Consider the following 13,432-nt stretch of genomic DNA (forward strand, 5'->3'; position numbering starts at 1 on the left):
AGAGTAGTGAATTATTCATCATAACCATATTTTTTATCTAGGTTATTCATCAACTTCACATAAACAAAAATAAGTACAACAAACACATACATGGATCCTTGTTGCGCAAACCAAAAACCAAGTTTAAAGCCGCCAATCTTAATGGTATTTAATTCGTCTTTAAACAATATTCCTGCACCATATGAGACTGCAAACCATATGAGCAGAAGAATTAAAACGTACTTTATATTTTCGCGCCAATAGGCTTTCGCATTATTAGTTTTCATCTATTTTAATTTATAGTAGTTACCTGAATTATACTCGAAATATACAAATAATAGTAAAAGAACTCAGTTTGAATTTTTCTTTTACATCATTGCGTAATGTTATGGACCAATTTTAAGCATAAAAAAATTCTCCGTTCAAAATTGAGAAGATCGAGGCTATTAAATTGAAATTACTTAAAAATAGATTTATAAACACCTAGGCAAAACTGCTTAGAATAAGGTTGGTATACCTCTTGTGTCCAAGAATAGCGCATGGTCTTCAAAAATAGCTTAAGATGGTTTATTAGCATCTTGGTTATTCTCCTTTAGTCTTTTGGTATAACCTTTTAACTCATTTATCACTTTTGGTGCTAAAATAATGGTGGCCAACATAGTCGGAATGGCCATCAATGCAAACACACCATCAATGAGATTAATCATCATGCTTAAACTTGTGGTTGCTCCAATTAGAATACTTAAAATATAGAAATAATTGTAGTAATGTTTTTTATCATCACCAAATAGAAAAGACATGCATTTTGTTCCATAATAGGAATATGAGAACAAGGAGCTCATACTAAAAACCGCAATACAAATCAGCAATAAATACTTACCATAATTAGGCATTACATCTGCAAAAGCAGAAGCCGTAAGACTGACACCATTGTTTGAAGTCGTTTCCCAAACACCAGTGACCAAAATTGCCAAAGCCGTCAATGTACATACAATTAGTGTATCTATGGCTGGTCCAAGCATAGCCACCAAACCTTCACGAATTGGTTCATCTGTTTTTGCAGCGCCATGCGCCATTGGTGCTGTACCGATTCCAGCTTCATTTGAGAACGCGCCACGTTTAATACCATGAAGCATCAACGCACCTAAGACACCTCCTAAAAATGTATCATCCTTTGGATAATAGTTAGCGGCAAAAGCATCCGTAAAAATCAATTGAAGATAATAGACCAATACATCGCTATGTGCGACCAAGATAATAATGATCAACACAAAATATAAGGCGACCATACTTGGCACTAATCGTGAGGCTACAGAACCAATCCTTTTGATGCCACCTAAAATGACCAAAGCTGTTATACCTATCAAAACAACACCTATAATGAGATTTGTTTTTAGGCTTACTTCCACGCCATTCGGAATTAATAAAATATCATTTAAAGCCTGAGTTAACTGATTGACATTGAAAACAGGCAAAGCTCCAATAAGTCCACAAAGACTAAAAAAGACAGCCAATGGTTTCCAAGACTTCCCTAAGCCTTCCATAATAAAATACATTGGACCACCTTGAACTTCGCCGGCACTATCTTGACCTCTATACATAATTGCCAATGTAGATGTAAAGAATTTTGTGGACATGCCAACCACAGCACTAATCCACATCCAAAAAACGGCTCCAGGACCACCAATCGAAATGGCTACCGCAACGCCTGCGATATTACCCATACCAACCGTTGCTGACAAAGCCGTTGTCAAGGCCTGAAAATGGGAAATCTGACCAGGATCATTGGGATCATCATATTTTCCTCGAAGCACATTTATAGCATGACCTAAATATCGAAATGGTAAAAAATGGGAACGAATCAATAAATACAAACCGCCTCCAATCAATAAAACAAGCAAAGGCAAACCCCATGCTAAAGATGAAAAATCGCTGAGTATTTGGTTTAAAAATTCCATAGATTATAAATGTAGTGAATGGATTGAATTTATGGCGACATGTTTATAATTAATTTCTAAATTGGTATTTGGTTGTTGATTTTGAGTTAGAAAGATGTTAAGAATGTCCATCATTTAATATCAATTATTAAAACAATCAATTATCCAATTAAATACCTTACCTTTGCAGCTTGAAAAAATCCACAGTTAGGATTTAGTAAATTCCTCAGAGTGAGGATGTGTTACCTAGAAGTTTAAGTGTTTAGTATGTCGATTCGCTTCTTTTGTAACACCAAAAGCACATAATCGAATACATAACACTCAAGAATGAGCACATTCCAAGAACTAGGTCTTAATGAAGACCTTTTACGCGCTATTACGGATTTAGGTTTTGAAAGCCCTAGTGAAGTCCAAGAAAAAGCCATCCCAATTTTATTAGAAGAAGACAAAGACTTAGTAGCTTTGGCACAAACTGGTACTGGGAAAACCGCAGCCTTCGGATTTCCGATGTTGCAAAAAATAGATATCGATAGCAGAACCACACAAGGTCTCATCTTATCGCCTACTCGCGAACTTTGTTTACAAATTACCAACGAACTAAAGCTTTATGGTAAATACTGCAACGGTTTAAATGTGACTGCAATTTATGGTGGTGCGAGTATATCTGACCAAGCCAGATCTGTAAAACGTGGCGCACAAATTATTGTGGCGACACCTGGTCGTATGAAAGATATGATTAAACGTAACATGGTTGATATTTCTAAAATACAATATGCTGTTTTAGATGAAGCCGATGAAATGTTGAACATGGGCTTCTTTGAAGATATCACTGATATCCTATCGCATACTCCAGAAGATAAAAGCACATGGTTGTTCTCTGCAACTATGCCAAAAGAAGTATCGGTTATCGCCAAAAAATTCATGTATGATCCTACTGAAATTACGGTAGGTAACAAAAATGAAAGTACAAGCAACGTATCCCACGAGTATTATTTAGTTAATGCAAGAGATCGTTATCAAGCTTTAAAACGTTTGTCTGATGCCAATCCAGATATTTTTTCAGTGATTTTCTGTCGTACAAAACGCGATACACAAAAAGTGGCCGAAAATTTAATTGAAGATGGTTACTCTGCTGGAGCCTTACATGGCGATTTAAGTCAGAACCAACGCGATTTGGTGATGAAATCTTTTAGAAATCAGCAAATACAAATGTTGGTAGCCACAGACGTTGCTGCTCGAGGTATTGATGTTGATGATATTACGCACGTTATTAATTACCAATTACCAGATGAAGCGGAAATTTACACACACCGTTCTGGTAGAACGGGACGTGCCGGCAAAACAGGCATCTCAATGGTTATTGTTTCTAAAAGTGAAGTTAGAAAGATTAAAAGTATAGAGCGCATTATTAAAAAGCAGTTCGAAAAGAAAGAAATTCCTTCTGCCAGTGATATTGTCGAAGTGCAATTAATGTCTTTAGCCAATAAAATCCATACCACAGAAACCAACCATGAAATCGATAAGCACCTTGAAAGTATCAATGAATTATTTGTAGATACTGACAAGGAAGAATTAATCAAAAAGTTCTTTTCAGTAGAATTTAACCGTTTCTTTAACTATTATCAAAAATCAAAAGATTTAAGTGTAGTTGAGTCCCGTGGAAGTGATAGAGACAGCGAACGCGATTACAGCAAACAATCTAATGATTCACGTTACTTTATAAACGTGGGTAGCAAAGATGGTTTTGATTGGATGAAGTTAAAAGATTTCTTAAAAGAACAATTAGAATTGGGTCGTGATGACGTCTTTAAGGTTGATGTAAAAGATAGCTTTTCATTCTTTAATACTGAAAAATCCTTGCAGGAAAAAGTATTGGCATTCTTTACGGACTTTAAACATGAAGGCCGTTTTGTAAATGTTGAAGTCAGCGAAGATAAAGGCCGAAGTCGTGGTGGTCGAAGTGGCGGAAGAAGTCGTGGAGGCAACGATAGACGTTCTGGCGGTAAAGGTCGTAGAAGAGACGATAAACCAAGAGGAGAAAGACGCTCTAGTGGCCGACGCTCTGAAGGAGGCGGTAGCGGAAACAGAAGCGATAGACGCAGCAAAAGATCGGACGGTTCAGGAAGCGATCGAAGCGATAGAAAATTCAATGATTCCAGAGGCGATAGACGACCAGAATCAAGTGGATCTGGTTCGGATAGACCCAGACGATCTAGAAGAAGGGATTAAACTGCTAAAAAGCTATAAATTCCAATAAATAAAATAACAAATTCCAAAACTTGAAGTGATACTTTAGGTTTTGGAATTTTTCATTTAAAGACTATTGAAACCAATAAATACAAAATACTTCAAACTAAAGACTGAACACTGAATACTGAATACTGAATACTGAATACTTTAAAAGTTAATATTTAGTCAAAAACAAACCTGCCATATGTTAAATCCTTTTTGTTTATTACCTTTACGACGTAACACAAGTACATGCGCCATTTATTAATCTTATTGTTATGTTTAACTACAGTAAATAGCTATAGTCAAGACAGTACCGCCACAAAAACGCCTACCACAGTTAAAGGAACGCTAGTTAGTGCTTCAACGGATCTTCCTTTAAGTCAAGCTAATATTGTCAATATCAATCAAGTTGTCGGGACGGCAACCAACGATGAAGGTGAGTTTGAAATTAAAGCAAAAGTCAACGACACGTTACATTTATCCTATTTGGGTTATAAATCCATTAGAGTGAGAGTGACCAATGACTGGTTGAAATTTGGAGATACCGAAATACAAATGACAGAATTAGCTTTAGCACTTGAAGAAGTGACTGTAAAGCAACTTAGATTAACCGGTTATTTGGAAGTTGATATGGAGCAGATTCCAATAACTTCGAATAATCGTTACCGTATTTCTGGATTACCAGGTCAAGCCTACGAAGCTGGAAAACCTAATATTGCCACCAAAGTTTTGGGCGCTATTTTCAATCCTGCAGATTTCTTGTATAATATGTTTGGTAGGAAGCCGAACGAGATGCATAAGCTGAAGAAAATGAAGGAAGATGATGAGATTAGAAACCAATTAGCCAAGCGCTTTGATCGGGAAATGCTGCTCGTTTTACTTCAAGTGACAAAATACGATTTGGATGAAATAGTCAATCAATGCAACTATTCAAAAGACTTTATAAACACAGCAAATGATCTTCAGATTTTAGATGCCATAAGTGAATGTTATGAAGAGTACAAAGTGATCAATCGCAGTAAGGATCGAAAGAGTAAGAAGGACTAGTAGAATTCAATTACTTTGTCATTTTTTACTATAGCGCTTTGTAATTAATCTATCAAATAAAGAAAAAAGATTATTGTGCTTAAAATTGCGATATAGACCAAATTCTTTGGTGAGTATTAAAAAACACAAATTATATTTTATAGGTCCTCAAGTTCAAATCGATCTACAATAGCATCATAATCCTTAAGCGTTTTTTTAATCCAATCAAATCGTTTTTCAATAATTTCTTTTTCGGTTAATTGCCACTTTATACTTGATTTTCGTAATTGCGAAGTGACATGTTGCAGAATAATAGCCGCAGAAACCGAAATATTGAGACTTTCCGTAAATCCTACCATCGGGATTTTCAAAAAGCAATCCGCTTCATCGATGACTTGTTGTGACAAACCCTCAGTTTCCCTTCCAAAGAAAAAACAGGATTTTGCTGTAATATCAAAATCGAGTAACTCACAATCATTAGCATGAGGTGTCGTTGCCACAATTTGGTAGCCTTTTGACTTTAAATCCTTGATACAATCCGTAACTGAATTATAACGATTCAAGTCCACCCACTTTTGCGCACCCATTGCAATTTCCCTATCGATATCTTTAGAATTGACTTCTTCTACAATATTCAATTCCTGAACACCAAACACATCACAAGTTCGCATAACAGCACTGGTATTATGCAATTGGTACACGTCTTCAGTAGCCACTGTGAAATGCTTAGTTCGTTTATATAAAACTTTTTTAATACGTTCTGTTCGGTTTTCGGTTAAGAACGTTTCTAAATATTCTAATAATTCCAAATTCGCCATAGGCTAAAAATAAAAAAACCTGATGACATCATCAGGCTTTTCTAAATTGTATAATATTAAATTTTAGATATTACTTCCAGCATTTCCTTGTGCTACAAGTGTACCCAATTCATTAGCGCTCAAATGTACATTGATATAACCATCTACAGAAAGTACATCGTCATAATTAAATGCAGATTCGTCGTCTAACATAGATACATTCGTTTTACTCATTCCGCTTGTACCATCTACAGGGTTAAATGTAAATATAATACCGCCAGGTGCAGTGGCTACACTACCTGCATGAATGTGAGCTGGGTGCATACCACCATCTGGTGTACCCACTAATGATAATGTGGCTAAAGCTTCACCATTAACGCGTTTTGTAAATTCAGCGGTACCACTAATACCTGCAACATCAACCGTGGCCAATGGATAGGTAACTGAATCATCAGTTAACTCGTTTTGTCCAATATCGCCTTGAGCTACAAGTGTTCCCAGATCGTCTGCACTTAAGTGTACATTAATATAACCGTCATAGTCTAATAATTGCTCGTAGCTAATAACACTACCACCATTTAAGGTATTTGTTGTTATTGAACTAAAACCTGTGTTACCATCAACTGTACCTAAGGTTAAGGCTATATCACCACCTTCGGCAGCAGTATTAAAATGAATATGCGCAGGATGCATTCCTCCGTCTGGTGTACCATTAAGATCTAATTCAATAGTAACCGAATTATCTGTGTTCTCAATAAATGTTGCAGTTCCTGAAATACTAGGATCGGCAACGGAACCCAATGTATATATTTTACTTTCACCTGTTGGTCCAATTAATAGTCCTAAATCATCATCGTCGCTACAATTTACCAGTGCAACAGAAATAAATAACATTAAAACTAATTTGAATGTCTTTGTCATATTTTTTTATTTTTTAAATTAGACTTGCAATCTAAAAAAATCATTAATTTACGATTTGCTTAAACAGAATTGATCTTAACGCATATACAATAGGAGTTTAAAGAAGACTGATAAATGAAACACATCGTCGTATTAACAGGAGCTGGAATGAGCGCCGAAAGTGGTATAAAAACATTTAGGGATGCAGACGGACTTTAGAAAAAGGACATGTTGAAGAATAATAGCTACTGAAACCGAAATATTGGGTCTTTCAATAAACCCTCCCATCGGGATTTTAAAAAAGTAATCAGCTTCCTCCATGACTTGTTGTGACAGACCGTCAGTTTCCCTTCCAAAGAAAAAACAGGATTTTGCTGTATTGTTAAAATTTATTACCTCACAATCATTAGCATGAGATGTTGTTACCACAATTTGGTAGCCTTTTGACTTAAAATCTTTAATGCCATCCGTAACTGAACTATAATGATTCAAGTCCACCTAATTTTGTTTACCCATTGCGATTTCCCTATCGGTATCTTTAGAATTGATTTCTTCTATAATATTCAATTTCTGAACTCCAAACATATCATAAGTTCGCCTAACAACACTAGTAACATGCAATTAGTACGTGTCTACACTGTCAACTGTTTTTAGTTAAGAAAGTTTCTCAGTACTTTCAAGTTTTAAATCTCGCATAGTCTAAAAATAGAAAAACCTGATGAAATCATCAGATTTTTTCTCTAAATGCATTGCAAATTCTTAATACTTTCAAAAATTAGATTTTACAATTAATGAAAAAGCTCGATGAAAAAGTCACTAAAGCCTTTTTTAAATCGAGGAAAATCTTTAATCTATTCCTAACTCATTCTGCCCAATATTCCCCTGTGCTACGATTGTTTCTAAGTCATTTGCGCTTAAATGGACATTGATATATCCGTCGAAATCTAAAAATTCCTCATAATTAATTGGTGTTCCATCATCTAAAGTACTTGTAGTTATAGAACTAAAACCTGTTGCCCCATCAACAGTTCCTAAAGTTAGAGCAATAGCACCACCTTCAAAAGCTGTATTAAAATGAATATGAGCAGGATGCATACCTCCACTAGAGGTCCCACTTAAGTCTAATTCAATTGTTGTTGAATTGTCAAAGTTCTTTATAAATTCTGCAGTTCCAATGATATTTGAATCATTTAATGATCCTAAATTATAGGTTTTACTTTCTCCAGTTGGACCTGTTGCTCCATCATCATCACTACTGCAATTAAATAGAGTCGCAGTTATAAACATTAAAAGAACTAATTTGATAATCTTTTTCATATATTTTAAGTTTTTAATTACGACCTTAATCTAAAATAATTTCTAAAATCTATCTTGCTTTTTCAAAACTTATATTAACTCATTTACATTAAACACTTTTAAATAATGAAACACTGGAATGTCTAGTTTAGCTGGGACGAATTTTTACGGTCATAAATTATATATTTGAATTATGGCAAAAAGATATGACAATGAATTAAAGGTTACAATAGTAGAACTATTGCAATCAGGAATGAAAGCAAAACAAATAAGTGAGGATTATGGTGTTGCTACCAGCCTTATAAGTCGCTGGAAAAAGGATTACGAGGCTAAATCTGGAGACTTTTCCAAGAAAAGAGAACTTACTATGGAAGAGCAAGAACTTAAATCGTTACGTAAAGAATTACGAGATGTAAAAATGGAGCGTGATATCTTAAAAAAGGCAGTAAGCATCTTTTCCAAGAGCGACCACTAAAATATCAATTCATTTTATCAAATGAATCAGATTTTGTGGTTGAGAAGATGTGTAAATGTATGCATGTCAGTAAAAACGCATATTACAATTGGCGTAAGAATAGGGATTTAGTAAGGACTAAAGACTCTGTAATATTACTAAAGGAAAGGATTAGAGCTATTTTTGAAGATAGTAAAGAGATTTATGGAAGCTGTAGAATACAGAAAATGTTAGAACGAGAAAACTTGAATTATTGCCGTTCCTATATTGCAATATTGATGAAAGAAATGGGGTTAAAAAGTGTTTTAAAAAGAAAGTTTGTAAATACAACAGATTCCAAGCATAACTTTCCATTGGCTAAAAATGAGCTAGATAGAGAATTTTCAAGTTCAACAATAGGAGAAAAATGGGTGTCTGACATCACTTACATTAGAGTAAATGACAACTGGAATTATCTAACAACTATTATAGATTTAGCAGACAGAAAGGTTGTAGGATGGGCGTTAAGCGAAGATATGACTGTACAGAATACGGTGTTAAAAGCTTGGATTCATGCCAGAAGAAATCGAACTATTTCAAATAATTTCATATTTCATTCCGATAGAGGCGTTCAGTATGCAGCCAATACAATGACAAGTATTTTTTCTTTCAATAGCAATATAACACAATCCATGAGTAGAAAAGGGAACTGTTGGGATAATGCAGTAGCAGAAAGCTTTTTTAAGACCATTAAGCACGAATGGCTATATCGGTTTAAGTTTACGTCATACTTACAGTTATTTGACAAAATAAGCCAGTACATTACTTGGTATAATACTAAAAGAATTCATTCAAGCTTAGATTACTTAACACCACTTGAAATGGAACTTAAATTAAAACGAATTATTAACAATGCGGCCTAAAAAATTAGTCCCATTTTTATTAGGTAGTCCACACATCGTCGTATTAACAGGAGCTGGCATGAGTGCCGAAAGTGGTATAAAAACATTTAGGGATGCGGATGGACTTTGGGAAGGCCATGATGTTTTGGAAGTCGCTTCTCCAGAAGGTTTTGCGAGAAACCCTGAATTGGTCCTAAATTTTTATAACGAAAGACGACAACAATTAAATGAGGTAGAGCCCAACCAAGCACATAGAGATTTAGCTCAACTTGAAAATGATTATAAAGTCACAATTATAACCCAAAATGTTGATGACTTGCACGAAAGAGCTGGTAGCTCTGATGTTGTACATCTTCATGGTGAATTAAGAAAAATACGAAGTACAGTAAACCACAATGACATCCAAGACTGGACAGAGGATATTAATCTTGGTGACTTGTGCGACAATGGCCATCAATTACGTCCGCATATTGTGTGGTTCGGAGAAGCCGTTCCTGAAATTGAAACCGCTATTAAAATTTGCTATGCCGCAGATATTTTAGTCATTATAGGTACAAGTATGCAGGTCTATCCTGCGGCAAGCTTAATTGATTACGTGCAACCAGACACTCCGGTTTATTATATAGATCCTAAACCAGCTATTGGCAGTGGTGGCATGATAACCGTTATTGCCAAATCTGCTACGGAAGGCATGAAGGAACTCTTAAATATTTTCCAACGAAAAAAGCCATAAGGCTAAACTAGTCTACGGCTTTTCAACTAACTAATTAAAATAATCAACTTTTTATATAAACTAAGGTCACATCCTCTGCAACATCAAAATAGTCTGTACCATTATACATTTCTATTTCAAACAAATCAGGAATAACAACAGTCAATGTATTGCCAGAAATTGTGCCTACAGCCGTTCTACCTTGTAATTCTAAGGACAATTGACTTCCGTTTTGAGTAAATGTTGTCTGTGTATCAAAACCATTAAGGCATTGGTACTGATAGCTATAATCGGTTGGACTATTGACCTCTGCTGAAATATAAGTCAATGCACTAACTAATCTAGCACTACCATCAGCGTCGAAACTTACATAATCGTCATCATAACATGGTGTTTCTTTAAATAAATTTTGGGTTGCAATTCCGTCTTCATTGAAATCGAATGCAGTTTCTATACTCAGTGTTGTTAATGTCCATATACCTTCAGGATTTGCATTTGAGCTAGAACCATCATCATCCGATGAACAAGACAGCAGATATAAGGCACAAGCGATAACAAGAATGTTTTTAATTTTTGTTTTCATAATAGTGTTGATTTTTATAGTTCACTATTATATCGAAGAACAGTTAAAATGTCAGCAAAAAGATTAAAATACGAGATGAATTATAATAATTATGAGTTGGAGTCCTCATTAATTATATGCACTTAAACACTTAATTAACAAAAGTCTTAAAAGGTTTTCTATATACATAAGAAAGCTTTAAGGCCAACTCCAGATCACCTATTCTTTGCCTCAATCCACTTACTCATATATTTTGAACTTTGCATACTTTGATGCATCAATAACTGACCAATAAAGTTATTTTCACGATAGGCTTTTAAATTCTTTAAAAGTTCAGACATGTGAAGAGCAAAATCAGATTCAAATTCAGTTTTCTCAAAACGTTTTCTCAAAACTTCAAAACCATTTTGTTGTTTTTGTTCCCAGATTTCAGAATTGTTATACAACAAAATGACTTTCTCAACAAAAGCTTCAGCATCAACATTCACAAACCCATTGGTTTCCAATTCACCAAAAATACCTTCAGCGGCTATCTCAGTCATTACGCAAGGTGTTCCATTTTGCATGGCATCAATTAGCTTACCTTTTAATCCTGCACCAAAACGCAAAGGAGCCAAACAGACTTTTGCATTTTGCATTACTTCGTTCACATCTTGCGCAAAGCCTTTAATGAAAAAGCCTTCTTTTTTATTATTGAGTTGTGATACTTTTTGAGATTCGTAAGCACCATATATGTGTATTTCAGTTTTAGGTAATTGTTTTCTAATCAATGGCCAAATGGTTTGCTTCAAATATAAAATGGCATCGTAGTTTGGTGCATGAAGAAAATTACCTATGGTTATAAAATGCTGTCGGTTTTCAAAATTTGGTAGTTTTTCTATGTTATCTTCAGAAATGGGATCCAGCAAAAAAGGCAAATAATAAAGTAAGCTTTTATCGATTTTAAACTGACTTATTAAAATATCCATTTCAGCCTCAGAAATAATTAAGCTCAAATCGCAACGATATATACTTGCTATTTCGCGTTTGGTAATAGCGTTCTGTAAGTGTGCTGTGGAAACAACTTCATTTTGTTTTAATGCCACTTCCCTAGCCTTGCGTAACCCATGAAAATCTTCGGTATCTAAAATTCTTAAAGCGTCCGGACAATGTTCTGCTGCGCGCCAACCATATTGTTCTTCGGTCATAAAACGATCAAACAATACCGCATCTGGACCCAAGTCTTTTATAAATACATCGAAAGAGGAATCATTTAACAGAATAGGCTGTTTTTCAACATTAATTGAGCTTAAATCATAGGTATTAGGCGAAGTTTTAGCAGCCGAAGAAAACGTAATTACATATCCCTGATTTTGAAATTGTTCTACCAACTGAAGCATACGACTACCAGCTGCAGAACTTTTAGGCTCTGGCCAAACTAGACCAATAATTAATAATTTTTTTTTCATTCAAAAATAAAAAATCTCAAAAATTTAAATCCCAAATTCCATTGAGCATCTTTTTGGAATTTGGGATTTAGAGATTGACAATTGCTTTTTTACTGAGGTTCTTTTAAAAATGCATATTTCAAACGCACCGTTTTTGCCCAAGAAACCACAGCATCAATTTGCTCTTGCGACAGATCTGCATCTCCATGTGTCCATGTGTAACTTGGTAATGGCATTTCTTTTTCTTCAACCATTTCAATTAACTCGTCCAGTTTATGGTCTTTTTTCTTGTCGGAATAGTCATTCCATTTGGAGATATTAAAATGTTTCTTTCCATCTTCCACATGTTCTGCCAACCAATAATTGACTGGTGTAATTTTATCGTACCAAGGATAACGCGTATGGTCACTATGGCAATCATTGCAGGTGTTTTTTAGAACTAACTTTACGTCTTCCGGCGGATTTGTATCTGCATAAAAAGCTTCAACTGAAGTTACATCACCATCGTTTTTCTCTGGCCCAAAAAACTGGGCAATAATAAATACCACTAAAAGTAAAAGTCCTATTTTTTTTAAAATCTTCATTTTTATTTAATTTTAGACCTCTAAATTAATCATTTTCCATTGACCAAGGCAGAACTCTACCAAGAATTAAGTTACGTGAATCATTCACGCGAAAAACGATTGCAATATGCCAAGCTGGTTATTGATAATCCTGAATTGATTCCAACTCTTTTAGACATTCTTTTTGATGTGGATGATAAAATTTCGTGCAGAGCGGCATGGGTTTTCGAATTTATGTGTGGCGAAAAACTCGAAGCTATTGTTCCATATCTTAACACATTTACCGAAAACCTTTCAAAAGTTCATTTAGATTCTGCGGTTAGACCTGTGGCAAAGGTTTGCGAATATCTCGTTAAAGCCAATTATTCCAAAACAGACAATGCTATTAAAACACATCTTACAGAAACACATAAAGAAAAAATTATAGAAGCTTGTTTCGATTGGATGATTAATGATGAAAAGATTGCTCCCAAAGCCTACGCCATGAACGCTTTGTTTTTATTGGGACATGAATATGACTGGATTCACCCTGAATTAGCCATTATTTTAGAACGCGACTTTCAGATGCAGAGTTCTGGGTTTAAGGCCCGTGCTCGACATATTTTGAAGAAGATAAAATAAGCACGATGACTGAAGAATTAAGATATAAAGCCTCATGAAAAATAT

Annotated in this window: 13 protein-coding genes and 2 pseudogenes; 6 read left to right on the forward strand and 9 right to left on the reverse strand. The window is 34.9% G+C overall.

Annotation, left to right across the window (positions count from 1 at the left end; translation table 11 throughout):
- Positions 1–11: 11 nt before the first annotated feature.
- Together HM987_RS12035 and HM987_RS12040 are read right to left on the reverse strand one after the other, a co-directional pair.
- On the reverse strand, positions 12–266 hold the full coding sequence (locus HM987_RS12035) for a DUF4212 domain-containing protein (RefSeq protein WP_179008316.1): 255 nt from the start codon (positions 264–266) through the stop codon (positions 12–14).
- Between the two features lie 270 nt (positions 267–536).
- Positions 537–1,937: an alanine/glycine:cation symporter family protein gene (locus HM987_RS12040; RefSeq protein ID WP_179008317.1), complete on the reverse strand. Its 1,401-nt coding sequence runs from the start codon at positions 1,935–1,937 to the stop codon at positions 537–539.
- Between the two features lie 306 nt (positions 1,938–2,243).
- On the opposite strand from HM987_RS12040, the gene HM987_RS12045 reads away from it, so the two are divergent.
- Both HM987_RS12045 and HM987_RS12050 read left to right on the forward strand, forming a co-directional pair.
- Entirely contained in the window at positions 2,244–4,145 is a 1,902-nt protein-coding gene (locus HM987_RS12045) for a DEAD/DEAH box helicase (RefSeq protein ID WP_179008318.1), read from the forward strand.
- 252 nt (positions 4,146–4,397) lie between these two features.
- Positions 4,398–5,195 (forward strand): carboxypeptidase-like regulatory domain-containing protein, encoded by a 798-nt coding sequence (locus tag HM987_RS12050; protein WP_179008319.1) that lies wholly within the window; start codon positions 4,398–4,400, stop codon positions 5,193–5,195.
- 137 nt (positions 5,196–5,332) lie between these two features.
- Here the strand turns inward: HM987_RS12050 and HM987_RS12055 are convergent, their stop codons facing one another.
- Together HM987_RS12055 and HM987_RS12060 are read right to left on the reverse strand one after the other, a co-directional pair.
- Positions 5,333–5,992, reverse strand: a complete 660-nt coding sequence (locus tag HM987_RS12055) for a TrmH family RNA methyltransferase (RefSeq protein WP_179008320.1) — start codon at positions 5,990–5,992, stop codon at positions 5,333–5,335.
- Positions 5,993–6,055: 63 nt separating this feature from the next.
- Positions 6,056–6,892 carry a CHRD domain-containing protein gene (locus tag HM987_RS12060; protein WP_179008321.1) on the reverse strand — a complete coding sequence of 279 codons (837 nt, stop codon included), beginning with the start codon at positions 6,890–6,892 and terminating at the stop codon, positions 6,056–6,058.
- A gap of 114 nt (positions 6,893–7,006) precedes the next feature.
- On the opposite strand from HM987_RS12060, the pseudogene HM987_RS19560 reads away from it, so the two are divergent.
- A pseudogene (locus tag HM987_RS19560) lies at positions 7,007–7,087 on the forward strand (NAD-dependent deacylase); the annotation flags it as partial.
- A gap of 30 nt (positions 7,088–7,117) precedes the next feature.
- Here the strand turns inward: HM987_RS19560 and HM987_RS19695 are convergent.
- Together HM987_RS19695 and HM987_RS12070 are read right to left on the reverse strand one after the other, a co-directional pair.
- Positions 7,118–7,369: pseudogene (locus HM987_RS19695) on the reverse strand (TrmH family RNA methyltransferase); the annotation flags it as partial.
- Positions 7,370–7,717: 348 nt separating this feature from the next.
- Positions 7,718–8,188, reverse strand: a complete 471-nt coding sequence (locus HM987_RS12070) for a CHRD domain-containing protein (protein WP_179008322.1) — start codon at positions 8,186–8,188, stop codon at positions 7,718–7,720.
- A gap of 172 nt (positions 8,189–8,360) precedes the next feature.
- On the opposite strand from HM987_RS12070, the gene HM987_RS12075 reads away from it, so the two are divergent.
- Both HM987_RS12075 and HM987_RS12080 read left to right on the forward strand, forming a co-directional pair.
- Positions 8,361–9,523 (forward strand): IS3 family transposase gene (locus HM987_RS12075; protein ID WP_179005723.1). Its coding sequence is split into 2 segments (ribosomal slippage): positions 8,361–8,598 and positions 8,598–9,523, totalling 1,164 coding nucleotides; the frame shifts between segments, so codons are not numbered across the junction.
- Positions 9,513–10,235: an SIR2 family NAD-dependent protein deacylase gene (locus tag HM987_RS12080; RefSeq protein ID WP_179008323.1), complete on the forward strand. Its 723-nt coding sequence runs from the start codon at positions 9,513–9,515 to the stop codon at positions 10,233–10,235. Before HM987_RS12075 ends, HM987_RS12080 begins: the two co-directional genes overlap by 11 nt.
- Positions 10,236–10,278: 43 nt before the next feature.
- Here the strand turns inward: HM987_RS12080 and HM987_RS12085 are convergent, their stop codons facing one another.
- The 3 genes from HM987_RS12085 to HM987_RS12095 all read right to left on the reverse strand — a co-directional run bounded on the left by HM987_RS12085 (position 10,279) and on the right by HM987_RS12095 (position 12,787).
- Entirely contained in the window at positions 10,279–10,797 is a 519-nt protein-coding gene (locus tag HM987_RS12085; RefSeq protein WP_179008324.1) for a lipocalin family protein, read from the reverse strand.
- A 194-nt stretch (positions 10,798–10,991) separates the two neighbouring features.
- Complete coding sequence (locus HM987_RS12090) at positions 10,992–12,224, reverse strand: glycosyltransferase (RefSeq protein WP_179008325.1); 1,233 nt, start codon at positions 12,222–12,224, stop codon at positions 10,992–10,994.
- Between the two features lie 89 nt (positions 12,225–12,313).
- Positions 12,314–12,787, reverse strand: a complete 474-nt coding sequence (locus tag HM987_RS12095) for a heme-binding domain-containing protein (protein ID WP_179008326.1) — start codon at positions 12,785–12,787, stop codon at positions 12,314–12,316.
- Positions 12,788–12,826: 39 nt separating this feature from the next.
- Here HM987_RS12095 and HM987_RS12100 point away from each other — a divergent pair, with 39 nt between their 5' ends.
- Positions 12,827–13,387: an adenylosuccinate lyase gene (locus HM987_RS12100; RefSeq protein ID WP_179008327.1), complete on the forward strand. Its 561-nt coding sequence runs from the start codon at positions 12,827–12,829 to the stop codon at positions 13,385–13,387.
- Positions 13,388–13,432 lie beyond the last annotated feature (45 nt).

It is taken from the genome of Winogradskyella forsetii, from assembly GCF_013394595.1.
Taxonomy (GTDB): domain Bacteria; phylum Bacteroidota; class Bacteroidia; order Flavobacteriales; family Flavobacteriaceae; genus Winogradskyella; species Winogradskyella forsetii.